This window comes from Bradyrhizobium sp. AUGA SZCCT0182 (assembly GCF_018130185.1).
GTDB lineage: Bacteria > Pseudomonadota > Alphaproteobacteria > Rhizobiales > Xanthobacteraceae > Bradyrhizobium.
Genome location: NZ_JAFCLY010000073.1, coordinates 1 through 24,223, shown reverse-complemented (window position 1 = coordinate 24,223; position 24,223 = coordinate 1). Strand labels below are relative to the sequence as shown.

At 63.5% G+C, this 24,223-nt stretch carries 25 protein-coding genes; 12 read left to right on the top strand and 13 right to left on the bottom strand.

Annotated elements, in window-relative coordinates; all coding sequences use genetic code 11:
- The first annotated feature begins 461 nt into the window (after window positions 1-461).
- The 3 genes from JQ611_RS40110 (at window position 462) to JQ611_RS40100 (ending at window position 3,772) form a co-directional block, all read left to right on the top strand.
- Entirely contained in the window at window positions 462-1,847 is a 1,386-nt protein-coding gene (locus JQ611_RS40110) for an ABC transporter substrate-binding protein (RefSeq protein WP_212265638.1), read from the top strand.
- Between the two features lie 189 nt (window positions 1,848-2,036).
- Window positions 2,037-2,909, top strand: coding sequence for a carbohydrate ABC transporter permease (locus JQ611_RS40105; protein ID WP_212468677.1), 873 nt, complete (start codon window positions 2,037-2,039; stop codon window positions 2,907-2,909).
- Window positions 2,906-3,772 carry a carbohydrate ABC transporter permease gene (locus JQ611_RS40100; RefSeq protein WP_212265636.1) on the top strand — a complete coding sequence of 289 codons (867 nt, stop codon included), beginning with the start codon at window positions 2,906-2,908 and terminating at the stop codon, window positions 3,770-3,772. The genes JQ611_RS40105 and JQ611_RS40100 overlap by 4 nt, the downstream gene beginning before the upstream one ends.
- Before the next feature lie 101 nt (window positions 3,773-3,873).
- Here JQ611_RS40100 and JQ611_RS40095 read toward each other — a convergent pair whose 3' ends face one another.
- From JQ611_RS40095 to JQ611_RS40085, 3 genes are read right to left on the bottom strand one after another with little or no spacing between them, the layout of a single operon-like run.
- Window positions 3,874-4,689, bottom strand: coding sequence for an ABC transporter permease (locus tag JQ611_RS40095; RefSeq protein ID WP_212468676.1), 816 nt, complete (start codon window positions 4,687-4,689; stop codon window positions 3,874-3,876).
- Window positions 4,689-5,603: an ABC transporter permease gene (locus JQ611_RS40090; protein ID WP_212265634.1), complete on the bottom strand. Its 915-nt coding sequence runs from the start codon at window positions 5,601-5,603 to the stop codon at window positions 4,689-4,691. The genes JQ611_RS40095 and JQ611_RS40090 overlap by 1 nt, the downstream gene beginning before the upstream one ends.
- Window positions 5,600-6,700, bottom strand: a complete 1,101-nt coding sequence (locus tag JQ611_RS40085) for an ABC transporter ATP-binding protein (RefSeq protein WP_249133838.1) — start codon at window positions 6,698-6,700, stop codon at window positions 5,600-5,602. The genes JQ611_RS40090 and JQ611_RS40085 overlap by 4 nt, the downstream gene beginning before the upstream one ends.
- A gap of 267 nt (window positions 6,701-6,967) precedes the next feature.
- On the opposite strand from JQ611_RS40085, the gene JQ611_RS40080 reads away from it, so the two are divergent.
- The gene (locus JQ611_RS40080; RefSeq protein ID WP_212468675.1) at window positions 6,968-8,281 is read left to right on the top strand and encodes a tetratricopeptide repeat protein; all 1,314 of its coding nucleotides are present in this window, start codon (window positions 6,968-6,970) and stop codon (window positions 8,279-8,281) included.
- Between the two features lie 51 nt (window positions 8,282-8,332).
- Here the strand turns inward: JQ611_RS40080 and JQ611_RS40075 are convergent, their stop codons facing one another.
- Both JQ611_RS40075 and JQ611_RS40070 read right to left on the bottom strand, forming a co-directional pair.
- Window positions 8,333-9,826, bottom strand: coding sequence for a glycerol-3-phosphate dehydrogenase (locus JQ611_RS40075; protein WP_212265631.1), 1,494 nt, complete (start codon window positions 9,824-9,826; stop codon window positions 8,333-8,335).
- A 156-nt stretch (window positions 9,827-9,982) separates the two neighbouring features.
- The gene (locus JQ611_RS40070) at window positions 9,983-12,685 is read right to left on the bottom strand and encodes an EAL domain-containing protein (protein WP_212265630.1); all 2,703 of its coding nucleotides are present in this window, start codon (window positions 12,683-12,685) and stop codon (window positions 9,983-9,985) included.
- A 259-nt stretch (window positions 12,686-12,944) separates the two neighbouring features.
- On the opposite strand from JQ611_RS40070, the gene JQ611_RS40065 reads away from it, so the two are divergent.
- Window positions 12,945-14,048, top strand: coding sequence for an NAD(P)/FAD-dependent oxidoreductase (locus JQ611_RS40065; RefSeq protein ID WP_212468674.1), 1,104 nt, complete (start codon window positions 12,945-12,947; stop codon window positions 14,046-14,048).
- 101 nt (window positions 14,049-14,149) lie between these two features.
- Here the strand turns inward: JQ611_RS40065 and JQ611_RS40060 are convergent, their stop codons facing one another.
- Complete coding sequence (locus JQ611_RS40060) at window positions 14,150-14,335, bottom strand: YdcH family protein (protein ID WP_192736781.1); 186 nt, start codon at window positions 14,333-14,335, stop codon at window positions 14,150-14,152.
- A gap of 239 nt (window positions 14,336-14,574) precedes the next feature.
- Between JQ611_RS40060 and JQ611_RS40055 the strand changes: the two genes are divergently transcribed.
- From JQ611_RS40055 to JQ611_RS40045, 3 genes are all read left to right on the top strand, one after another.
- Entirely contained in the window at window positions 14,575-14,781 is a 207-nt protein-coding gene (locus JQ611_RS40055) for a YdcH family protein (protein WP_079538570.1), read from the top strand.
- A gap of 334 nt (window positions 14,782-15,115) precedes the next feature.
- Window positions 15,116-15,328, top strand: a complete 213-nt coding sequence (locus tag JQ611_RS40050; RefSeq protein ID WP_212265628.1) for a hypothetical protein — start codon at window positions 15,116-15,118, stop codon at window positions 15,326-15,328.
- Between the two features lie 23 nt (window positions 15,329-15,351).
- Entirely contained in the window at window positions 15,352-15,603 is a 252-nt protein-coding gene (locus JQ611_RS40045) for a hypothetical protein (protein WP_212032854.1), read from the top strand.
- Window positions 15,604-15,738: 135 nt separating this feature from the next.
- Here JQ611_RS40045 and JQ611_RS40040 read toward each other — a convergent pair whose 3' ends face one another.
- A complete protein-coding gene (locus JQ611_RS40040; RefSeq protein ID WP_212265627.1) occupies window positions 15,739-16,425 on the bottom strand; it encodes a GGDEF domain-containing protein in 687 nt (228 codons plus the stop codon).
- Between the two features lie 151 nt (window positions 16,426-16,576).
- Between JQ611_RS40040 and purE the strand changes: the two genes are divergently transcribed.
- Both purE and JQ611_RS40030 read left to right on the top strand, forming a co-directional pair.
- Window positions 16,577-17,065 (top strand): 5-(carboxyamino)imidazole ribonucleotide mutase, encoded by a 489-nt coding sequence (purE, locus tag JQ611_RS40035; protein ID WP_212468673.1) that lies wholly within the window; start codon window positions 16,577-16,579, stop codon window positions 17,063-17,065.
- Window positions 17,062-18,162 carry a 5-(carboxyamino)imidazole ribonucleotide synthase gene (locus JQ611_RS40030; RefSeq protein WP_212415310.1) on the top strand — a complete coding sequence of 367 codons (1,101 nt, stop codon included), beginning with the start codon at window positions 17,062-17,064 and terminating at the stop codon, window positions 18,160-18,162. The genes purE and JQ611_RS40030 overlap by 4 nt, the downstream gene beginning before the upstream one ends.
- 43 nt (window positions 18,163-18,205) lie before the next feature.
- Here JQ611_RS40030 and aqpZ read toward each other — a convergent pair whose 3' ends face one another.
- Window positions 18,206-18,928 (bottom strand): aquaporin Z, encoded by a 723-nt coding sequence (gene aqpZ, locus JQ611_RS40025; protein ID WP_212265624.1) that lies wholly within the window; start codon window positions 18,926-18,928, stop codon window positions 18,206-18,208.
- A gap of 264 nt (window positions 18,929-19,192) precedes the next feature.
- Here aqpZ and rpsU point away from each other — a divergent pair, with 264 nt between their 5' ends.
- Window positions 19,193-19,501: a 30S ribosomal protein S21 gene (rpsU, locus tag JQ611_RS40020; RefSeq protein WP_192736788.1), complete on the top strand. Its 309-nt coding sequence runs from the start codon at window positions 19,193-19,195 to the stop codon at window positions 19,499-19,501.
- A gap of 207 nt (window positions 19,502-19,708) precedes the next feature.
- Window positions 19,709-20,341 carry a tetratricopeptide repeat protein gene (locus JQ611_RS40015; RefSeq protein WP_212390245.1) on the top strand — a complete coding sequence of 211 codons (633 nt, stop codon included), beginning with the start codon at window positions 19,709-19,711 and terminating at the stop codon, window positions 20,339-20,341.
- A 214-nt stretch (window positions 20,342-20,555) separates the two neighbouring features.
- Here the strand turns inward: JQ611_RS40015 and JQ611_RS40010 are convergent, their stop codons facing one another.
- The 5 genes from JQ611_RS40010 to JQ611_RS39990 all read right to left on the bottom strand — a co-directional run.
- On the bottom strand, window positions 20,556-21,515 hold the full coding sequence (locus JQ611_RS40010) for a hypothetical protein (RefSeq protein ID WP_312012398.1): 960 nt from the start codon (window positions 21,513-21,515) through the stop codon (window positions 20,556-20,558).
- A 229-nt stretch (window positions 21,516-21,744) separates the two neighbouring features.
- Window positions 21,745-22,029: a cupin domain-containing protein gene (locus JQ611_RS40005; RefSeq protein WP_192736790.1), complete on the bottom strand. Its 285-nt coding sequence runs from the start codon at window positions 22,027-22,029 to the stop codon at window positions 21,745-21,747.
- A 31-nt stretch (window positions 22,030-22,060) separates the two neighbouring features.
- Complete coding sequence (locus JQ611_RS40000) at window positions 22,061-23,158, bottom strand: calcium:proton antiporter (protein ID WP_212468672.1); 1,098 nt, start codon at window positions 23,156-23,158, stop codon at window positions 22,061-22,063.
- Between the two features lie 57 nt (window positions 23,159-23,215).
- Complete coding sequence (locus tag JQ611_RS39995; RefSeq protein WP_212468671.1) at window positions 23,216-24,022, bottom strand: alpha/beta hydrolase; 807 nt, start codon at window positions 24,020-24,022, stop codon at window positions 23,216-23,218.
- Window positions 24,023-24,040: 18 nt separating this feature from the next.
- On the bottom strand, window positions 24,041-24,223 hold a 183-nt coding region (locus tag JQ611_RS39990), incomplete at its 5' end, for an NAD(P)(+) transhydrogenase (Re/Si-specific) subunit beta (RefSeq protein ID WP_212468670.1).

The following is a 24,223-nucleotide window of genomic DNA, read 5'->3' as shown; positions in this document are numbered from 1 at the left end:
TGCAGCATTCTTATGCACAATCGCACATGAGACCGCGGGTGCAGCGCGCATCCGGCATTCCCTGCGCCCTCTGTCTTCGAGGGCAAGGAATTTCTGGCAAAGCTCGGGCTTATCAAGCCGCGAGAATGCGAAACTGTGTCACCTCGGCCCAACTGGGCAATTGCGCATGCAAAGCCGGTATCCCATAGCCGCCGATGCACATGTTGTATGGGGCGATGCCGAAGTTGGATTTGGCTGGAACTTCAATCCCTCTCACAATCAAGATGGAGGGCGGCGCCTGTACGCGATTGCGCGTCAGGCCGGGACGACAAGACTGAAACGACGTCGTTGCGAAGACGGACCTCTTTGGAACACCCTCCCCAACAGAAAGTTTGCAACGCGCCATCTAGATCGCGCCGTTTGGTTGCGCTATCACTAATCCAACCGGTCAAAAAACCCCGGCAAAATTCAGGGAGAACAACGTGAGATTCAAGGGAATTGGTGCAGTTTCACTCGCGGTCGCGGCTGTAGGGCTGTTTTACGCCACAGCGCCTGCGATGGCCCAGCAAAAAACCATTACCGTCTGGTTCGGCAAGGGCTTCTACAAGTCCGAGGACGACGCGCTGCTCGAGGCGATCAAGAAGTTCGAGGCCAAGACCGGCATCAAGGTAGAACTGTCGCAATACGCCATTCAGGACATGATCCCGAAGACGGTGGCGGCGCTGGATTCCGGCACCGTGCCTGACGTCGCCTATTCCGACAGCTACGATGTGCAGGCGCAGGGCAAATGGGCCTTTGAGGGCAAGCTCGAGGACCTCGGCGACATTCTGCTGCCGATGAAGTCGGCGTTCGCGCCGAACACGCTGGAGACCGCGCTGCTCTACAACGATGTGGCCAAGAAAAAGGCCTATTACGGCTATCCGCTGAAGCAGCAGAGCATGCACGTCCAGATCTGGAGCGACATGCTGGAGCAGGCCGGCTTCAAGCAAAGCGACATTCCGACCAAATGGGAAGATTACTGGTCGTTCTGGTGCGACAAGGTGCAACCCGCCATCCGCAAGGCCACCGGCCAGCGCATCTACGCCGTCGGCCAGCCGATGGGCGTGGAATCCACCGACTCGTTCCAGTCGTTCTACACCTTCATGGACGCCTACAACGTCAAGCTGGTCGATGACGACGGCAAGCTTCTGGTCGACGATCCCAAGGTGCGCGAAAACCTGATCAAGGCGGTGAAGGACTACACCGACACCTACACCAGGGGCTGCTCGCCGCCCTCCTCCACCACCTGGAAGGATCCGGACAACAACGTCGCGTTCCACAACAAGACCATCGTGATGACGCACAACTTCACGATCTCGATCGCGGCAAAATGGCTCGACGACGCCAACAACCCGGCGCTGACGCCGGAACAGCGGGCGCTCGGCAAGAAGAACTACGACGAGACCATCATCACCGCCTCGTTCCCCAACAAGCCGGACGGCACGCCGATCAAGTACCGCTCCGACGTCAAGACCGGGCTGATGTTCACCGCGGCCAAGAACAAGGCCGAGGGCAAGGAGTTCATCAAGTTCCTGCTGCAGGAGGAAAACCTTCGGCCCTATATCGAAGGCGCGCTCGGCCGCTGGTTCCCGGTGACGACCGCAAGCCAGCAGAGCCCGTTCTGGCAGGCTGACCGGCATCGCAAAGCCGTCTACACTCAGTTCACTGGCGGCACCACGCCGTTCGACTTCACCAAGAACTGGAAGTTCACGATCCTGAACAACGAGAACGTCTGGGCCAAGGCGATGAACCGGGTGGTGAGCGAGAAGGTTCCCGTCGACAAGGCCGTCGACGAACTGATCGCCCGCCTCAAGCAAATCGCGGGTTGATCTTGCTTCTCCCTCGCCCCGCTCTTGCGGGGTGAGGGGCTCTCTCCACGAGTGACGCTCGTTGAGAGTCCAGTACCCCCTCACCCGCCGCGCAAGAGCGCGGCGACCTCTCCCCGCAAGCGGGGAGAGGTGTACCAACCAACACCGGCCGCGCATTGCGGCCGGCATGGCTGACAAGAGTAACTGAATATGGCGATTACGATCTCGGGCGATCAGGCGATGCCAGGCCCGCCGCTGTCGGCCCGGCTGACCACCACGCAGGTCTGGGGCATCGTGCTGGTGGCGCCCTACCTGCTGGTGTTTCTGGCCTTCGTGGTCTACCCGGTCGGGTACGGGCTGTGGCTGGCGCGTCATCCGGCGAGCTATGTCGCGCTCTATCACGATCCGATCTTCGCGCGCGCCGCGGTCAATACGCTGATCTTTCTCCTGGTCGGCATCAACCTCAAAATGATGATCGCGCTGCTCCTGTCCGGCTTCTTCGCCCAGCAGCGCCCCTGGATCAAATGGCTGTCGGTGCTGTTCATCCTGCCCTGGGCGGTGCCTTCGATCCCGACCATTCTCTCCGTACGCTTCATGTTCAACCCCGAATGGGGCGTGGTCAATACGCTGATCTTCAAACTCACCGGCGATGACGGCCCGAACTGGCTCAATGACCCCGCCGTGGCGCTTTCCATGGCGATCGGCGTGCACATCTGGAAATCGCTGCCGTTCTGGACGCTGATCCTGATGACCGGGCGGCTTGCGATCTCGCACGATCTTTACGAGGCGGCCGAAGTCGACGGCGCGAGCCGGACGCAGAAGTTCCGCTTCATCACCTGGCCATCGATGCAGGCGCTGTATCTGACCTGCACCCTGCTCTCGATGATCTGGACGCTGGGCGACTTCAACAGCGTGTATCTGCTGACCGGCGGCGGCCCCGCCGATCTCACCCATGTGCTGGCGACCCTGGGGATTCGCTATCTGCGGCTCGATCAGCTCAGCCTGGCGATGGCGTCCATCGTCTGCGCGCTGCCGTTCGTGCTGCCGCTGATCTATTTCATGATGAAACGGTTGTCGCGATGAAACTGCCAACGCCAAAGCTTCCAACCTGGCGCGAAGTCGGCGTCGAAGCCCGCCTCCTGCTGATCGGGATTCCCGTGTTCCTCTGGACCATGATCCCGATCTACCACATGTTCCTGTTCGCGATCTCGCCGAAGGAGGATGCGTTCTCCGGAAAACTCTGGCCGGCGCATCCGACACTGAATAATTTCCGCATCGTGTTCCATCAGGAGCATTACTTCCTGCGGGACTTCTGGATCCAGTTCTGGAATTCGATCGTGATCGCGCTGGCCGCCGGCGCGCTGACGCTGCTGATCGCGACCGCGGCGGCGTTTGCGATCTCGCGGCTCAAGGTGCCCGGCGGGCGGTGGGTGATGAATCTGGCGCTGTTCACCTATTTCATCCCGGCGGCGTTCCTCGCCGTGCCGATGTACCGGACGATGGGCAATTACGGCCTGCTCAACAATCACTGGTCGCTGATTCTGGCGATGGTGACGATCGCCTCCCCCTACGCGATCTGGGTGCTGAAGCAGGCTTCCGACAAGCTGCCGGTCGAACTCGACGAAGCCGCCGTCATGGACGGCGCGACCATCCCGCAGCTGTTCAGGCTGGTCTACGTGCCGCTGATGATGCCGTCGCTGGTGGCGATCGGCACTTACGCGATCCTGCTCGCCTGGAACGAATATCTCTACGCGTTCCTGCTGCTCTCCAAGGACACCGAAATCACGCTGCCCGTGGCGCTCGGCAACTTCCTCGCCGCGGACGATTCGCCCTGGGAATTGCTGATGACCACCGGCTTCATCTACGCGCTGCCGCCGGCCGCGATCTACTACGCGTTCAAGCGGTATATGGTGGGCGGGCTGACGGCGGGTGCGGTGAAGTCGTAAAGCCTCGCTTCCGTCATTGCGAGGAGCGCAGCGACGAAGCAATCCATACCTTGCGGCGCGGCCGAGATGGATTGCTTCGCTTCGCTCGCAATGACGAAAAGCTACAGAGGCGCCGCGCTCTCGCCTTGCGAACTCGAAAGCTTCGAGGCGAAAGACGCAATCACGATCACGACAGCAATCAGCGCGATCACCATGGTGCAGATCGCGTTGATCTGTGGCTTCACCCCGAGCCGCACTTCGGAATAGATCCGGATCGGCAACGTCGCCGAACCCGGGCCCGTCGTAAAACTCGCGATCACGACGTCGTCGAGCGACAGCGTGAACGCCAGCATCCAGCCGGCAACGATTGCCGGAACGATCAGCGGCAGCGTCACGGACAAAAATGCCTTCACCGGATCGCAGCCGAGATCCATCGCGGCTTCCTCGAGGCTGCGGTCGATGGAGGCGAGGCGCGACTGCACCACCACGGTGACGAAGCACATCGTCAACGTCGTGTGCGCGATGGTTACGGTCCAGAAGCCGCGCTCGGCGTTGAGCGCCACGAACAGCAGCAACAGCGACAGGCCCGAGATCACTTCCGGCATCACCAGCGGCGCATAGAGCATGCCTGAGAACAGCGAGCGCCCCTTGAAGCGTTCGCCGCGCGCCAGCCCGATCGCGGCGAGTGTGCCGAGCAGGGTTGCCACCGTCGCCGACACCGCGGCGACGCGCAGGCTCATCCAGGCCGCGTCCAGCATGGCGCGGTCGTTGAAGAACTCAGTGTACCAGCGCAGCGACCAGCCGCCCCACACCGTCACCAGCCGCGAGGCGTTGAACGAGTAGATGACGAGAATGACGATCGGCAGATAGAGAAACGCCAGCCCCAGCGCCAGCGAGGTGATGTTGAACGGCGAAATCCGGTTCACCTGGCGCGCCATCAGCCCCCTCCCCGCAGCGTGCGGCGCTGCAGCCGGTCATAGAGCAGCAGCGGCGGTATCAACAGCAGCAGCAGCGCGACGGCGGCAGCGGAAGCAACCGGCCAGTCCTTGTTGGTGAAAAATTCGAGCCACAGCGTCTGCCCGATCATCATCGAACCGGAACCCGCCAGCAGGTCGGGGATCACGAATTCGCCGACGATCGGGATGAAGCACAGCAGCGCACCGGCGCCGACGCCGGGCAGCGACAGCGGAAACGTCACCAGCCAGAACGCGCGTCCCGGCGAAGCGCCGAGATCGGACGCCGCCTCGATGAGCGCGCCGTCCATTTTGGCGAGCGTGGCGTACAGCGGCAGGATCATGAACGGCAGATAGGAATAGACGATACCGATATACATCGCGCTGTCGGTCGACAGCCACACCACGGGCGTTGATACGATATGCAGCCCCAGCAGCACCTTATTGAGCAGGCCGTCATGCTGCAGGATATTGATCCAGGCATAGATCCGGATCAGGAACGAGGTCCAGAACGGCACGATGACCAGCATCATCGCGATCGGTTGCCAGCGCTGCGGCAGCCGCGCCATGCCATAAGCGATCGGGTAGCCGATCAGCAGCAGGATCGCCGTCGAGGTCACCGCGACGAAGATGCTGCGCAGGTAGGACGAGATGTAGAGACTGTCCGAAATCAACAGCTTGAAATTATCCAGCGACAATTGCCCAAACGCCGCCTTGATCGCGGCCCAGCCTTCGGTGAGGTCGAACAGCGGCACATAGGGCGGCTGTGCGATCGCGGTCTGCGACAGGCTTATTTTGAGCACGAAGCCGAACGGCACCAGGAAGAACAGCACCATCCACAGATAGGGCGCGATCGCAGCCAGCCGCGCCGGGCGGGCGAAGATGGGGCGCGCGCTCATTGTTCCAGCACCATGCAGTCGTCAGGCGTGAACCACGCCACCACGCGCTGGCCCGCGAGATAGGCATCCATGTCGAGCCGCGCGGTATTGGCCATCGATGCGCGCACCACCGCGCCGGATTCCAGCTTGACCTTGTACGCGGTGAGCCCGCCGAGATAGCTGACATCTGTCACCACGCCCTCGAGCCGGTTGATCGCATGTGTATTGGCCGCATCCGACACCGGGGCGCGGCGCGACAGTTTCACCTTCTCGGGGCGGATCGCGACACAGACCGTGGTCTTGGTAACCCGCTGGCGCGGCTCGGTGACCGCAAGCGTGACACCCTCCTTGGTCGTGACCAGCAGCCGGTTATTTTCGCGCCAGCCAACCTCGCCATCGAACAGATTGACGTCGCCGATGAACTCCGCGATCCAGCGCGAATGCGGTGCCTCGTAGAGTTCGCGCGGGGTGGCGACCTGTTCGAGGCGGCCGGCATCCATCACGCCGATCCGGCCCGCCATCGTCATCGCCTCTTCCTGGTCGTGGGTGACGATGATGAAGGTCATGCCGAGCCGGCGCTGCAGGTCCATCAATTCGAGCTGCGTGCTCTCGCGCAGCTTTTTGTCGAGCGCAGCCAGCGGCTCGTCGAGCAGCAGCACCTGCGGGCGGCGGGCCAGCGAGCGCGCCAGCGCCACGCGCTGCTTCTGGCCGCCGGAGAGCTGATCGGGCTTGCGCTTCTCCATGCCTTCGAGCTTGACCAGCGCAACCATCTCGGCGACGCGGGTGGCGATCTGGTCGCGCGCCATGCCGGCGCGCTTCAGGCCGAACGCGATGTTGTCCCGCACCGACAGATGCGGAAACAGCGCGTAGTTCTGGAACATCATGTTGACCGGACGCAGATGCGGCGGCACCTGCGCGATGTCCTTTGCTCCAAGCAGGATGCGGCCCTCGTCCGGCGTCTCGAAACCGGCGAGCATGCGCAGCAGCGTGGTCTTGCCGCAGCCGCTCGGACCGAGCAGCGCAAAAAATTCCCCGGCGCGGATATCGAGCGACAGTCGGTCCACCGCGCGGAAACTGCCGAACGTCTTACCGACCCCCTCGATGCGCAGCAGCGGCATGTCGGCGGCCGGCTCGAACTGCGGCGCCGGGCTTACAGCCGCTTGAGGCGGCGGCTCCGGCTTTGCGGGGTCCCTGACCCCATCGGCCTTCGGCGTAATTTCCGGCAATTCCTCGGTCATGTCCCCTGCCAGCCCTCGCTGCCGCACGCTAGCGGCGGATCGGCACCGGCTCAACCGCTTCGCGCCGCACAGTCACAATATTATCGCTGTCGCCGGTCATGTCTCTGCTAGGCTTGGCACTCACCGCGCGCATCACGGAACAAGAAAATGAACCGGGACCGATATGATCTGCCGCTGACAACGACCTCCGACCGCGCCGCCGCGCATTATCGCGACGGCATGGACTGCATGTTGTCGGCCTGGCACGGCGCCGAGGACGCCTTCGACCGCGCGATCCGGGAAGATGGTGATTTCGCGCTGGCCCATATCGCTCGGGCCCGCCTGCATCAGCTCAATATGCAGGGGAATGAAGCGCGCAACATGGCCGCCCATGCACGACAACTGGCCGCCAGCGCCGACGCGCGTGAGCGCCGGCATATCGAGATCATGGCTGCCGTGATCGAGGGCAAGCCGAAAGTGGCCGTCAGCGGCGCGGAAGCGCATCTCGAAGAATATCCCCGCGATGCGCTGGTACTGTCGATGCTGCTTGGCGCCTTCGGGCTCTACGCGTTTTCAGGCCGCGCCGACCACGACGCCGCCAAGCTTGCGGTATGCGATCGTGTCGCCAGGCATTACGGCGAGGATTGGTGGTTCCTGAGTTATCTCGGCTGGTCGCATACCGAAGCCGGCAATCTCGCCACTGGCCGCGCCTTGAGCGAACGCGCGATGGGGTTGCGGGCTGAAAACGCCAACGCCGCGCACGGCCTGTCGCACGCGATGTTCGAGCAAGGCGACCTGGCGGCGGGCCGTCAGTTTCTTTCCGCGTGGCTTCCCGCGCATGACCGCAAGAGCTTTCTGCACGGGCATCTGTGGTGGCACATCTCGCTGACCGCGCTCGACGAGGGCGATCTCGAAGGCGCGCTTGCGATCTACGAACAGCAAATCAAGCCGGCCGATCGGCCCTACCCGCCGCTGAATATTTTCACCGACGGCGCTTCGCTGCTGTGGCGGTTGTCGCTGGCCGGCAAATCCGGGCTGGAGCCGCATTGGCGCGATGTCGCCGCCTATGGCGAAGAATATTTCCCGCAGGCCGGGGCGCATTTCGCCGACGTGCATCATGCGCTGGCCGCCGCGGCAATCGGCGGCGAGGCGCTGGATACGCGGCTGGCGCAGCTCGAGGCCCGTGCCGCCGACGGTAAACTGCCGCCGGGCCGCGCGGCCATCGACATGTGCCGCGGCATGCGGGCCTTCACCGGCGGCGATCATGACGGCGCGATCCGCCTGCTTGAACCCGCGATGGCCGAATTGGTGCGGATCGGCGGCAGCCACGCCCAGCGCGAATTGTGGGAGGACACGCTGATCGTGGCGTATTTGCGCGGTGGACACCGCGAGAAGGCCGCCGGGCTGATCTCCACCCGGCTCGAGCGCAGGCCGTCCGCACGTGACGCGGCCTGGTCGCGGGAGGTTCAGGCGCGGCGTTGAACGGCGAACATTTCGATCGCCGCCGCGCGGCGGCAAGGACCATCGTCGGATCTATCGAGCGCCGCATGCCAGCTCCGATGACACCGTCGCCATGAACGCCGCCAGCGCCTCGCGGTCCGCCGGCGGCATGGTCAGGCCGAGCTTGGAGCGCCGCCACAGAATGTCGTCCGGGAAGCGCGCCCATTCGTGCTTCATGAGGTAGCGCACTTCCGCGCCCGTCAGTCCAGGCCCAAACGCCGGGCCGAGATCGCCGCGATCCCTGGCCTCGCCAAGGATCGCCTTGACGTTCGACCCATAGGCGCCGACCAGGCGGCGGGCGTGATCCTCGCTGAGAAACCGCCAGCGCGCGCGCACCTCGTCGACCTCGTTCTCGAAGCGGCTCCAGGCAAAATCGCCGCCGGGCAGCGGCGCCGTCGCAGTCCAGCGCGGCGACATCGGATAAAACGGCGTCAGCCTGGAGACGGCCCTTTCGGCGCGCAGCCGCGAGGTGGTGACGTCGCCGCCGAAGATCGTGATCAGCGGCGCCTTGCGGCGAGTGTGGTCGAAGCTCATCGCGCCGTCCCACGCTGCCCGGTTGTTCGCGGGGTTCAGCACCAGGTTGGCGCCGGAAACCGTCCGCACCACGTCGAACGGCTCGATCCGCTCGCGAAAATACCGGTTGGCGGCATCGCAAAGATAAGCCACGTCGTTGGCCGCCATCGCGACTATGGCGGGATCGCCCTTAAAGGCATGGCCAACGGTGCCGATCAGGGTGAAATCGCGCTCATAGGGGCTGGCGAAAATCAGCCGGCTGTCGCTGTTCTGGAATACGTAGACGTTGTCGGTGTCGAACAGGCGGCGGACGACGATCTGGCTCATCTGGATCGTGGCAAGCTTGGGTGGCGGCTGGCGCAGCACGGTCTCGGCGACGGTCGCGGTCCAGGCTCCGGTGGCGTTGACCAGCGCCCGCGCGGTCACGACCTGACGATGGCCACGATCGATCGTCACCAGCCGCCAGGTCTCGCCCCGCTCGGCGCGGGTGCAGCGGGCACCAGTGCGGATCGCGGCCCCCCGCGCCGCGGCATCGACGGCGGTCAACACCACCAGGCGGGAATCATCGACAACGCAGTCGGAATATTCGAAGGCGGTTCCGAACGGCCGCTTCAGCGGGTTGCCGACCGGATGGTGGGTGACGTCGACGGTGGCGGAGCGCGGCAACGGCGCGCGCGAGGCCAGCCGGTCATACAGCAACAGCCATGACCGCAACTGCCAGGCCGGGCGTTCGTCGGTGTGGGCGGGGATGGCAAAGCGCATCGGGCGCACCAGATGTGGCGCGATCCGGAGCCAAATGTCGCGCTCGGCCAATGCCGCGCGGACGCGAAGGAAGCGACGCCGCTCCAGCCCCGCCAGATCGCCATGGACGAGCCGCGGCGAGGCCGAGGAGGCGCCCGCACCGAGATCGCCCTGCTCCAGCAGGATCACGCGCAGGCCGCGGCCGGCGGCATCGCGCGCGATGCCAACGCCGTTCAACCCGCCGCCGATGATCGCAAGATCGTAATCCGCCATGCAACGCTTACAGTCGAGAACCGAGGTGCACTACAAGATAGCGTTTGCGAGTGAAGTGGATACCGGTTCGCATAGCAATCAAGTTTACGCAGATTGCGTAGACTTATCTGCGATAGAAAACGCGTCAAACAAAAGCGAAGAGCCTGCTCGCAGGCTTTACCCGGTCTTGCGCGTGGACTCGATACCGTTGATGACGTTGCGCCCGACCAGCGCGGCGTATTGCCCGATCGGCAGGGGTTTGCCGATGAAATAGCCCTGCACCGCGTCGCAGCCCTCTTCCGACAGGAAGCCGAGCTGTTCCTGGGTTTCGACGCCCTCGGCGACGATCGACATTTCGAGGCCGTGGCCGAGGTCGATGACGGCGCGCACGATCGCGGCCGATTGCGGATTGCGCCCGAGATGCATGACGAAGGCGCGGTCGATCTTGATCTTGTCGAACGGGAACGCCTGCAGGTAGCTCAGCGAGGAGTAGCCGCTGCCGAAATCGTCCATCGAGATGCGCACGCCGAGCGCCTTGAGCCGCCGGAGCAGCGCCAGGCCACGATCGAAATCCTCGATCAGCACGCCTTCGGTGATTTCGAGCTCGAGCCGATCCGGCGCCAGCCCGGTTTCGAGCAGGATCGAATGCACTAGACTGACCACATCGCCGTGCATGAACTGCGCCGGCGACAAATTGACCGCGATCTGCATCGGTACCGGCCAGGAGGCCGCCTCCCGGCAGGCTTCGCGCAGGATCCATTCGCCCATTTCGACGATCAGGCCGCTTTCTTCCGCCAGCGGAATGAAATCGCCTGGCGACACGAAGCCGCGTACCGGATGCATCCAGCGCGCCAGCGCCTCGAAGCCGATCACTTCGCTGCTGGCAACCGTCGGACCCGAAGCGGCCTGCGGCTGGTAGTACAGCGACAATTCGCCGTTCTTGATCGCGACCGAGAGGTCCTGATGCAGCACGCGGCGGTCGCGGATCTGCTGGTCCATCTCGGGCTCGAAGACGCTGATCGAGCCGCGCGATTTTGCTTTCGCCCGGAACAGCGCCGCGCCGGAATTGGCGAGCAGGGCTGCCGCGTCCGACCCGTTGTGCGGAAATACCGAGATGCCCGTGGTGGCACCGGCCCGAACCGGCTTGCCGTCGATCTGGAATTCCTTCGCCAGCGCGATCGCGACCTGCTCGGCCAGCGCGATGCCCGCGGAGGGCTGTTTGCCGTCGATGATCAACCCGAATTCGTCGCCGCCGAGCCGGGCCACCACGCCGCCGCGGGCGCAGTCCTGCAGGCGCTGGGCCACTTCGGTCAGCACCTTGTCGCCCATCGCGTGACCGAACACGTCGTTCACTTCCTTCAGCCCGTCGAGGTCGATGCAGAGCACCGCGAATTCCTCTTCGGTACCCTCGCAGGCCTCGATCATCTGGGCCAGCGCCTGCAGGAAGGCGGCGCGGTTCGGCAGATCGGTCAGGCCGTCATGATAGGCCATGTGCGCCATCCGCGACTCGGTCTGACGGCGATCGGTGACGTCCTCATGGGTCTTGATCAGATATTGCGGCTCACCGGCATCATCGAGCACCGTCATGCGGCGGGTCAGGAACAGCCGCAGGCCATCCTTGGTCGAGATCGGGTGTTCCTCGGTCAGAAGGCCGCGCTTCTTGATCGCCGCCTCGTCACGCGCGATGATCAGCTTGGCTTCGCGCGGATTGAAGATATCGGCAGCCGTCAGTCCGGTGGCGTCCTCGCGGCGGCGGTTGAGGATGGTTTCGGCGCTGCGGTTGGCGAGCAGATATTTTCCGTCCGAGACGCGCTCGACGATCAGCGAGACCGGAATGTTGTCGACCACGAGTTCGAGGAACTTCTTGGTACTCTCCAGCTCGCGCGACAACGAGCGGCGGTCGGTGACGTCATCGAACAGCGCTATCAGGAATTCGGGCTGGTTGTTCTCACCGCGCGCGATCACGCGGTTGGATGCGAGGACACGCTTCTCGGAGCCGCGCTCGACCTCGAACTCGGTGCGGTGGTAGCCTTCCGGCGCCTTCAGCGCCGACTGGTCCGCGGTGTCGATCGTGCGTGCGGTTTCGGGCTGGAATATCTCGTCGGCGCGCTTGCCGACGATATGGTCGCGCGAGAAGCGCGAGAAACGCTCGAACGCGCGGTTGGCGAAAATATAGCGGCCGTCCTCGATGTTCTTGGCGGCGACACAGACCGGAACGTTGTCGAGCACCGATTCCAGGAACTGCGTGGTCGATGCCAGCTTGCGCGAAAGTTTGCGCTGCTCCGTGCAATCCTCATGGGTCGCGACCGACCCGCCATTCGGCAGGCGGAAATACTTGACCAGAACCGATTTGCCGTTTGGCAGTTCGGTGATCAGGCCGTCCGCGGTGGCGGCCTGGGCATAGAATTCGTCGACGCTGACATCCAGTGCGCCGCGCTTGCGCCGCACCTCCAGCAGTTCCGGCCCGGTCATGTTGCGGGGAATGTCCGCGCGGACCAGGCCATAGATTTCGAGATAGCGGTCGTTGCAGTAGATGATGCGCTGACGGACGTCGGTCATCACCACGCCCTGGCTGAGATTGTTCAGGGCTGAGCTGACGAACGCACTGCGCCGGAGTTGCGAGCGCTTGACCCGGCGCAGTGCCGACAGCACCCACAGCCCGGCCGCTGCCAGAAACGATACGGCCACGATGCCGCCGATCAGCATCTCCCAGATCATGCTGGGGTCGAGTTCGCCGGAATAGCCCGACGGCGCCAAGCCGCCGGCGACGGGCGGCGCGGCCCATGCCAACCCGCACGACGCAGAGGTGGCGAGCAGACACACGAGGGCCAGCGCCGGAATCGAATCCCTCCCGCCTGCCTGCCAATTCTTGCCAGCCATCATTCACCCGCGGATTTCCCGGTGGAGTGTCTGGCTTGACGGGTTTGGATCGGGTAAACGCCTACCCTTGCAACCGGAAAATGCGACTCAAATTACGGCAATTGCCCTGACATGATTAATGCTTCACTAACAGGATGGGACCTCAGGGCATATGTCGAGGTAATCCAACGGGTTGTTGGGGCATACTTCTGAACGAAACGATAATAAAACAAGCGTCGCGGGCGTGATCCCGCGCCAGATTTCCGGGCCTGAAGCGTACATGGACAAGGTTGATTGCGTCGTCATCGGAGCGGGGGTGATCGGGCTCGCGATCGCGCGGCGTCTCGCCCAGTACGGCCGCGAAGTCATCGTGCTGGAGGCGGCCGAGGGCATCGGCACCATCACCTCATCGCGCAACAGCGAAGTGATCCACGCCGGTATCTATTACCGCGCCGGCAGCCTGATGGCGCAGATGTGCGTCAGTGGCAAACGGGCGCTCTACGAATATTGCCGCGACCACGGCATCCCGCATCGCAATTGCGGCAAGCTGATCGTCGCGACGACACCTGCGGAAACCGAAAAGCTGCAATCGATCCGCGCCCATGCCGAAGCCAATGGCGTCGACGACATGCAGCTTCTGACCGGCGAAGCGGCGCGCGCACTCGAGCCGGCGCTTAATTGCGACGCGGCCCTGCTTTCGCCGTCGACCGGCATCATCGACAGCCACGCCTACATGCTGGCGCTGATGGGCGATGCCGAGGAAGCTGGTGCCGCCTACGCGTTTTACACGCCGCTGCTGCGCGCCCGGGCAAACGCGGGCAGGATTGAAATCGAGACGGGCGGCGATGCGCCGATGGTTCTGGAATGCAATCTGTTGATCAACGCAGCGGGATTGGGCGCGCCTTCAGTCGCGCGCAGCATCGAGGGCATGCCGATCGAGCTGATACCGCCGGCGTATCTCGCCAAGGGCAATTATTTCAGCTGCAGCGCGCGGGCGCCGTTTTCACGGCTGATATATCCGGTGCCGGAGCCCGGCGGGCTTGGCGTGCACCTCACCCTCGACATGGCCGGACAGGCGCGCTTCGGTCCGGACGTGGAGTGGGTCGAGAGCATCGACTACGCCGTCGACCCGGCCCGTGCCGACAGGTTCTATCCCGCGATCCGGCGCTATTGGCCGGCGCTGCCGGACGGGGCGCTGATGCCGAGCTATTCCGGAATCCGGCCGAAGATCGTGCCACCTGCGGTTGCCACGCAGGATTTCCTGATCCAGGGACCGCGCGCGCACGGCGTCACTGGACTGATCAACCTGTTCGGCATCGAATCGCCGGGACTGACGTCGTCCCTGGCGATCGCTGATCATGTTGGTGAACTGGCAGAGCAGTAAGCGATAAATACAAGATAATTTCGCAATACAACCTATACGGATGAGCGCATCAGCGCCCATCCGACGGTGAATTACGTTTCGCTATTCTGCTGGAGACCGGTTTAGTGGACCGTATCGCTGGCGGTTTGTTTCAACCGCTCGATCTCGTCCTTGACCATCAACTTGCGACGCTTCAACTCGACAATGTGCAGGTCGTCTGTGGAAAGGTGCACGAGCGCTTCGTGCAATTCGTTTTCGAGGATCTTGTGTTTACGTTCAAGTTCAACAAGATGCGCCTGTAGAGCCATACGAAATCTCCTCGGTGGGTGAAACCTCAGATTCGATCCGGACGAAGGAGTGTACACCAGCCGCCGAATCTGTCGATGGCTATCCAGAATCGGGCCTCTCATTTTTTCGGATTTATCTGTAACCAATCGTGACTATGGAACCGGGTCAGCTTGCGGACCGGGCCCGCAGGGACGATATTTCGCTGGCGGCTTCGCAAGCCGTCTACAACCTCATCGTGCTTTTGCAGTAAGCGTACGCCATGACCAACGAAGATGAGCGCGAGCTCGAAAACGAGCTTGCCCGGCTGCAGCAGGAGCATCGCGATCTCGATGCGGCGATCGACGCGCTGCATCAGTCGCCGGCGCCGGATCTGCTGCGGCTGCAGCGGCTGAAGAAGCGCAAACTGCAATTGCGCGACCGCATCGCCTTCATCGAAGACCAGATCACGCCTGATATCATTGCCTGATCGCAGGCTGATCACGCCGGCGCCGGATGCCGCAGCGGACAAGCCGCCCCCCGATGAGCAGCCGCAACCTGGCTGTCGCCGATCGGTTCGCCCGGCCGGTGCGAGTTTTTTTCGGAACGGTGGGGCTATAGCCAAAAGACCGCCTGCCTGCGCCGATCCCCTTTTCCCCGACATCCACAAGGCGCCGCGGTTGCGACGAATTTTCAGCATCTCGATCGCGTCGCCGGCAGCCGGTTGAGCGCGGGAAAACGAATTTTCGCGCACGTTCTTGGCTTGACTCCAAAAGAACAAAAGAGGAACATACTTCCCTGCCGCCAGCAAAGGGAGTTCCGCCATGTCCGCACCACCGTCCCTGTCCGACAACAGCCGCTACGAGCAAGCCTGCGATCAGGCGATCGCGATGTGCGACGGCAATCTGCGCTCGACCATCAAGGCGCTGATCATGGCCAACGAATATCTGGAAGCCGAGCTGGAGGAATTGAAGGCGGCGATATCCGCCGGCTGCGTGCCGACCCAATCCTTGCGCACCAGCAGCACCGCTGCCTGAGCAGCGAAACCGGAGCGACGATGATGGCCGATGTCACCTATTACGTTGCATTGCCATTCCTGCAGGACGACGACGGCTCGCCGGTCGCTGGCGCTGCCGAGGAGTGCCAGAGTCCGACCACCGCGCTGCGCCGCGCCGAGATCCTGTCGCGAGCCCCCGGCAGCATCGGCGCAGTCGCGTTCAGCCGCAGCGGCGATCCCATGATCGGCGAATTCGGCGACGCGCAATTGCTGCGGAAGTTCGGCAACGTGCCGGAAGATTTGAGCGGGCTTTGACCGTTAGCGAGCGATCGTGGGGTGGGCAAAGGCGCACTGCGCCGAGCCCACCAAATTAATTCGCGAAACAAGATGGTGGGCACGCGGAGTCTGTCATCGGGCGCGCATTCGCGCGACCCGTTGGCTTTGCCCACCCTACAAATCGGCCTCATGCCGCCGCAGCGCCTTGCGGATGTACATAGCGCTATCGGCCTCTTCCAGCGTGCGGCCCAATTCCGCGTGAGGACCGAGGATCGCGACGCCGGCGGAGGCGCCCGCAGTAACGGTGCTGCCACCAAACACAAAGGTGAGGCGATCGATCGCCCCCTCCAGCAACGCCGCCTTGGCCCTGGCATCGGTTTCGCTGAGATTCCACAATAGCAGCGCGAACTCGTCGCCGCCGAGCCGGCCGATCACGTCAGATGCGCGCACGTGAGCCAGCAGCGTCTTCACGATGGCCTTGAGCACCTCGTCGCCGGCGGCATGACCGAAAGCGTCGTTGATCGGCTTCAGGCGATCGACGTCGAGCACGATCAGGGCACCGCTCGCGTGGTAACGCTTGATGAAGGCGATCGCGCGGTGCAATTCGCGCTCAAAACCGCGCCGGTTCGGAATATCCAGCAGAAAATCGGTATCGGCCGAGGCCTGCAGCTCCTCGATACGAGCCCGAGCCCGCGCCAATTGCGTCTTGAGCCGGCGGATCGTCGATTTGGGGTCAACGGACGGAGCCGGGGACGGGCTTGCGGACTTGCGGATCCCGCGCGGCGCGGGTTTTCGTCCTGCCGGGGCCGTTTTCGGGCGTTTTGCGGTTCCCGCAGCCGCTGCCCTGGTTTTCTTCTTCATGACCTTCCCTGTGCAGGCATGCGTATCAAGGCTTGCCCGGATTCACCAAGACAGGATAGTCCATTCCTAATCCCTTGCCATGCCTTGGATGACGCCCGGGCCGCCCCTATAATCGGCCTATGTTTCTGGATTCCCCAATAGAATTGACGAGATGACCGCACCGATCGCCATCATTATGGGAAGCCAGTCGGACTGGGAGACCATGCGCCACGCCGCCGACACGCTGGCGGCGCTCGGGGTCGACTGCGAAAAACGCATCGTCTCGGCCCATCGCACCCCCGACCGGCTGTTTGCTTTCGCCAAGGGCGCCAAGGCGGCCGGCTTCAAGATCATTATCGCCGGTGCCGGGGGTGCGGCGCATCTGCCGGGCATGGCGGCGGCGCTGACCGAGCTCCCGGTGTTCGGCGTTCCCGTCGAATCCAAGGCGCTGTCCGGCCTCGATTCGCTCTATTCGATCGTGCAGATGCCCGCGGGCGTCCCCGTCGGCACCCTTGCGATTGGCAAGGCCGGCGCGATCAACGCCGCCCTGCTCGCCGCCAGCGTATTGGCGCTGCAGGATCCGGCGCTGGCGACGCGCCTGGCCGCCTGGCGCAAGCAGCAGACCGATGCGGTCAAAGAGCGGCCGGAGGGCTTGGCGTGACGGCTTCCAACAATGTGAAGCTGAAGCCCGGCGACACCATCGGAATTCTCGGCGGCGGGCAACTGGGCCGGATGCTGGCGATGGCCGCGGCGCGCCTCGGCCTCCGCTGCCAGGTGTTTTCACCGGATCCGGATTCGCCGGCCTTCGACGTGGTGCTGAACGCCACCTGCGCGGAATATGCCGATGTCGAGGCGCTCGAACTGTTCGCCAACGACGTCAACGTCATCACCTATGAATTCGAGAATGTGCCGGCCGCCACCGCCATGGTGCTGGCGGCGCGCCGTCCGGTGCTGCCGACCCAGAAGATCCTCGAGACCACGCAGGACCGGCTGGTCGAAAAGGATTTTGTGAAGCGCCTCGGTATCGGCACCGCCGACTATGCCGACGTGTCGTCGGTGGAAACCCTGCGGGCGGCGATCAAGAAGATCGGCCTGCCCGCCGTGATCAAGACCCGCCGCTTCGGCTATGACGGCAAGGGCCAGGCGATCATCCGCGATGGCGACGATCTCACCCGGGTCTGGGAGGACCTCGGCACCAAATCGGCGATCCTCGAGGCCTTCATTCCGTTCGAACGCGAGATCTCGGTGATCGCTGCGCGCTCGGTCGACGGCCAGGTCGAGAGTTTCGACGTCACCGAAAACGAGCACCGCGACCACATCCTGAAAATCTCGCGCGCGCCGGCGCAGATATCGGATGCGCTGGCGGCGCAGGCACGCGGCATCGCCGAGCAGATCGCAACCGCGCTGAACTATGTCGGCGTGCTCGCGGTCGAAATGTTCGTGGTAGCGGAAAATGGCGGACCGAAAGTGCTGGTCAACGAGATCGCGCCGCGGGTGCATAATTCCGGACACTGGACGCTGGACGGCGCCTCGATCTCGCAGTTCGAGCAGCACATCCGCGCCATCGCCGGCTGGCCGCTCGGCAAACCGGTTCGTCATGGCGAGGTCACCATGACGAACCTGATTGGCGACGACATCCTCGGCTACGAGCAGTGGCTGACGGTTCCCGGCGCCACCGTGCACCTTTACGGCAAGGGCGCGCCGAAGCCGGGCCGCAAGATGGGTCACGTCACCGAAGTGTCGCCGCGCAAGAAATAGCAGCAAGCCCGCATCACGCAGGCTTGCGCTAGGCGGCCTCGCGCTAGGCCGACTTGCGGCCCTCGACGACGCCGGAGGGCTCCTCGCTGAGCCAGCGATAGATCACCCCGCCCAGCACGCCGCCGATCAGCGGCGCCACCCAGAACAGCCAGAGCTGCGCCAGCGCCCATCCGCCGACGAACAGCGCAGGCCCGGTGCTGCGCGCCGGATTCACCGAGGTGTTGGTGACGGGAATGCTGACGAGGTGGATCATGACAAGCGCCAATCCGATCGCCAGCGGTGCAAAGCCCGCCGGCGCCTTGCCATGGGTCGCGCCCATGATGATGAACAGGAACATCATCGTCATCACCACCTCGGTGATGAAGCAGACAACCATGCTGTACTTGCCAGGCGAATGCGCGTCATAGCCGTTCGACGCAAAACCCTTGGTGACGTCGAAACCGGCAGCGCCGCTCGCGATCACATAAAGCAGCGCCGCCGCCGCAACGGCGCCGATCACCTGCGCGATGATGTAGGGCGCGATTTGCCCGGTTGGAAAGCGCCCGCCTGCGGCAAGCCCCACCGTGACGGCCGGATTGAGATGGCAGCCGGATACATGACCGATCGCATAGGCCATGGTGACGACGCTCAGTCCGAACGCAAAGGACACCCCGACCAGTCCGATACCCACCTGCGGAAAGGCGGCGGCGATGACGGCGCTGCCGCATCCCGCAAATGTCAGCCAGAACGTGCCGATGGCCTCGGCGGCATATTTCTTCGTATCCATGGTTGTCTCCCCAGATTGTTGCTGCCGGGTTGCTCAAAAACTCCGGGAACAGCCTCGGTCTGGGCACATAACTTCCCAAATCAGGGCCGAACAGCGTCAGATTTGCCGCATTTCATGGCTTAACTTGGTCCGGCTGTGCGCTTCACAGGTGGACATCCCAGGTTTTGTCTGGTAAATGCCCGCGTTCAGGTTAAGGGCTAGGCCTTTCGCCAGCTCGTTAGCTTTACCAGAATTCCTATCCGATCAATTGAAAGAGGATGCCGCGTGCAGGTTCTCGTCCGCGATAACAATGTCGATCAAGCCCTCAAGGCGCTGAAGAAGAAGATGCAGCGCGAGGGTATTTTCCGCGAGATGAAACTCCGCGGCCATTATGAAAAGCCCTCCGAGAAGAAGGCCCGTGAAAAAGCCGAAGCCGTGCGCCGCGCACGCAAGCTGGCTCGCAAGAAGCTGCAGCGCGAAGGCCTGCTGCCGATGAAGCCGAAGCCGGTGTTCGGTGCTGGCCCCGGTGGCGACCGTGGTGGTCCCGGTGGCGGTCGTGGCGGCCCGGGTGCAGGTCCGCGCGGACCGCGCTGAACGGCCGAGCAGATTTGAATTGGAAAGCGCGGGCCCCGGCCTGCGCTTTTTTCTTTGGGTTTTTTCTTTGGGTTTTTTCTTTGGGTTTTTTGTTTGTCGGTCCGAGGGCCTGACGGGTTCGGTCCGCCGGTTGCGGCTATTTTGACCGATGCATTTTGCGGCGTGCCGGGCTACCTATGCGCCATGAACGCGCGAGCATTCCGCCATATGGCCATTCCGGCCTCCTGTTCGTTTTCTCGTGGCGTGCGCCGTACGGTCGTACTTGTCGCGCTGCTGACGATGCCGCTTGGCGGCTGCTCGTTCGATCTGGGATCGTGGGGCGCGGACAGCCCAAAGCCGCAGCCCGTGGCGCAGAAACCGACCGACAATATCAGCGCGCGCAGCGTCAGCGACTCGCAAGGCTATGCCACCCGCGGCCAGGTGCTCGCCAAGTCCGGCAAGAACGAAGAGGCGTTGGCGGAATTCGATCGCGCCCTCGCTCTCGATCCGTACAACGTCCAGGCGCTCTACGGCCGCGGGCTGATCTATCAAGGCGAGAAACAGTACCAGCAGGCGATCGAGGATTTCACCGCCGCCAACGGCCTGACGCCGCAAAAGGTCGAACCGTTGCTCGGCCGCGCAACAAGCTATCTTGCGATCGACAAGGCCAAGGAAGCGGCCGCCGACCTCGACGAGGCGGTGCAGGCCGATCCCAACAGCGCACCGGCGTGGTCAGCCCGCGGGCAGGCCTATGAACGGCTCGGCGACAAGGCCAAGGCGGCCGCTTCCTATGGCCGCGCCATTGCAATCCGCCCCAAGGACGAAGCCGCACGCAGCGGCCTGGCCCGCACCGGCGGGTAGCGCGTTTTCCCGCGAAGCATGCCCTCGGACTTGATCCGGGGGTGGATACCGGTTCGCGTCGAGAAAACGCGTCAAATCAGGAATCCAGAACCCCGATCCGATTCAATCGGAACGCGGCTCTCGACGCAAAATCGCGAAAACAACCCCACGCAAAGTAGAGGCCCCGGTCGCGGCGATGCCTCCGTCCGGGGCACGAGAAGACACGATCTATGGATTATTTCGGCAGGACGGCGTGAAACACCGACTTCGCCGCCGACAGCACGTCCTCGGCTACGGCCGTGGTACGCTCGCGCACCGACGGCTCCGGCACATCGGCCCGCAAATCGAGCGGACGCGAGACCGGAATTTCGGCCGGCGGCGTCGGACGGCGCGGATCGACAGACGCATTGGCTGCGTAAGGCGGCCTGCCCTGATCGAAGCTCTCCCCTCCCGAAGGCGTCGAGACCGAGATCGGCGGCGGCAGCGGGCGAAGCGCCGGCGCGGTTGCGACCCGCGGCGTCTCGCTTCGTGGCGTCTCGATCCGCGGGGTCTCTACTCGCTGAGCTTCGGGCGTGCGCACCACTTCGGGTGCACGCGGCGAACCATCATTGTTGACCCGCAGACGCTCGATTGCAGCGCGCGCGAGGTCGTTGGCGTCGCGGCGATCATCCGGCACAACAGCGGTTTCGACCGGCGGCGCGGCAACAGGCGCCGGCTGCGCGGCCGCGACGGCCGGCGCCACGGGCTGCACCGGTGACGGCAGCACGACCCTGATCTTTTCCTTTTCGCGTTCGCGCGGCGCGGCGCGGGTGGCGCGTGGCTCGGCCGGAACGCTCGCGGTCTCGGCCGGCGCATCGGCGGACTTCGCGTCAGCCTTTACTTCAGGCTTCACGTCCGCCTTCACATCCGCTTTGGCTTCAACCTTCTCGACCACCGCCGGCCGTTCGGCCGCGGTCTTCTCGAGGAGGGCTTTTTCGGAAATGCCCTTGGCCCTAACGCCCGCCGTCGGCGGGTTGCCGGTTTCCGCGGCCTTGGCTGGAGCTTTGGGGTCGGCAGCCGATACGGCGGCGGCGACAGGGGCATCCGTGCCCGGCCTGGTGACGATGTAATGATTGACGATGTAAGCCCCGATGACGGTCGCTGCCACCGAAGGCAGGATGTCGATCGTGAATTTCGAAATATACTTCTTCAGCATGCCGGCCACTCCCCGCGGCAAGTTTGATGCTGGAACTTCTGGGCATATTGAGGGATCAACTGCGACGGATCGGTGGCAATTGTGCAGATCCTCATGAGTTCCGTTTCTACCGCCCTAAGGCGACCCCGCGGGGCCCTTGTTGCGGCACGTTCCGGGAGCCGCACAATTAACGGCTTGTCAGCACCTGCGGCCGAAATGGGTCGGTTGCGGCGCTGCCGATAACGGACGGTCAGGGCTTCAGTTCGACCTCCAGGAACACGATCTCGGTTGCCGTTTCGTTGAGCACGTCGTGCTCGACGCCCGCCTTGCGGAAGTAGGATTTACCGACGGCGAGTTGCGCCTTCGAGCGTTCGCCGTTCGGCGCCACGATGGTCATTTCGCCCGATGTCACCGGCACGATGACGTAATCCATCCCATGGGTGTGGTGTCCGGTAGCGCTGCCCGGCGCCAGCCGCCACTCGGTGACGCGAACTTCCGGGGTGTCGACCTGAACGTCTGACGTGGCGCTGAGCATTTTGGATGAACTCCAGAGAACGACAAGGGAATTACGGCACGAATACCATGAACAGGAATACGGCGAACACCACCATGTGGACCAGCCCGAACAGGATGTTGGTGCGTCCGGTGCCGAAGGTAAGCATGCTGAGGACGAAGGTCAGCACCAAGAGCACCATCTCCTGCGTGTTGAGGCCGAGCACCAATTGCTTGTCGAGCGCGTAAGCGGCGACGGCGACGGCGGGGATCGTCAGCCCGATGGTCGCAAGCGACGAGCCGAGCGCCAGATTGATGCTCTTCTGCAGGTCGTTCTTGCGGGCGGCAGAAATGGCGGCGACGCTTTCCGGCAGCAGGATCAACAACGCCACCAGCACGCCCGCGAAAGCCGGCGGCGCGCCGACACGGGCGATGGTTAAATCGACCACAACTGAGAATTTCTTGGCCAACAGCACCACCGCCAGCAGCGCGAGCAGCAGCAGCGCAATGCTCAACGCCAGCATCCGATTCGACAGCAGCGCCCCGTCGCCCGCGTCGCCCGTGGCATCGTTGATAAAATAGTCGCGATGCCGGATGGTCTGGGTATAGAGAAACACACAATAGAGAATGAGCGTGACGACGCTGACAAAGCCGAGCTGGGCCGCCGAATAGATCGGTCCCGGCGCCGTCAGCGTGTAGTTGGGCATGATCAGCGTGATGGTCGCCATCACGAACAGCACGCTGAGATACAGATTGGCGCCGGAGACCTGAAAATCCTGCTCGCGATAGCGCAGCCCGCCGATGAAGATACAAAGACCGACCAGGCCGTTGCACACGATCATGATGACCGCGAACACCGTGTCCCGCGCCAGCGCCGGCACCGGTTTGTCGCCGAGCATGATGGTCGCGATCAGCGCGACCTCGATGATGGTGACTGCCAGCGTCAATAACAGCGTGCCGTAGGGCTCGCCGATCCGTTCCGCGATCACCTCGGCGTGATGCACGGCGGCAAACACCGTGCCGAACAGGATCGCCAGCAGCAGCGCCGCGAACAGCAAACCGCCGGCCGTCGGTGTGAAGGTCAGCCCGAGCGCGGTGGCGACCACGAACAGCGCTACCGCCAATGCGGGGAAAATCCACGACGATTTCGGCATCGGGCCGTGCGCGCTCATGCGGTCAGAATCCTCGAAATGATTACGGTCCGACTATGCAGTAAACGATCGCCGCCGTCAGCCTTTTGCGGCGTTGATGAATTTCCGCGCTGCTGCCGTCGCGCCGTAAGCATCGAGATCGTTGTGGCCACCGTCAGGGAACCTGACGAACGTCTTGGGCTCATGCGCGAGCGCGAACAGGCGCTCGCCAAATCGGATCGAGATGGTGGCATCTCGCGCGCCGTGCAGGATCAGCATCGGGGCCTTCACCCCGTCGATGCGCCGGTCGGAATGGAATGGATCTTTCATCGCCCAGCGAACGGGGAAGATCGGAAATGCGGCAGCGCCAACGTCGGCAAGCGATGTATACGGCGCCTCCAGAATGATCTTGCCAATCGGCTGCTCCGCCGCCAGCGCCACCGCGACGCCGGTGCCGAGCGAAAAACCCCAGGCCACGATCCTGTCCGCGCTGTATCGCGCCGTCGTGAAGGCATAGGCCGCGGCCGCATCCTGCAGCAAGCCGCGCTCGCTCGGGTGTCCGCTCGAGCCGGCATAGCCGCGATAGGACATCGCGACGATACCGGTACCGTCGGCAATCAGCTCACGAAAGCGGCCGAAGAAGCCGGCTAGGAAATCGCCGTTGCCGTGGAAATAGAGAATGACGGGACGACCGGGCCTGGCCGGAACGTGCCAGACAATGATCTTCTCACCGTCCGCGGTGACCAGCACATGCTCTTCGGCTTCCGGAAAACCGGCCACCTGCGGCGACGTGCGCTCCGCCGTCGGACTCGGAAACAGGAACGAGCGTTGCACGAAGAACAGCACGGCAAGCCCGCAGGCATAAGCGACCGAAACGACAATCAGCAGCCATTTCAGGACGGTCATGACTTCCCGAGTGTGGAGTTACATCCCCTTGACGATGTTCTCGGTCACCTTCTTGGCGTCGCCGAGCAGCATCATGGTGTTGTCGCGATAGAACAGGGGATTGTCGATGCCGGCATAGCCCGACGCCAGCGAGCGCTTGATGAACATCACGGTTCCGGCCTTCCAGACCTGCAGCACCGGCATGCCGTAGATCGGCGAGGT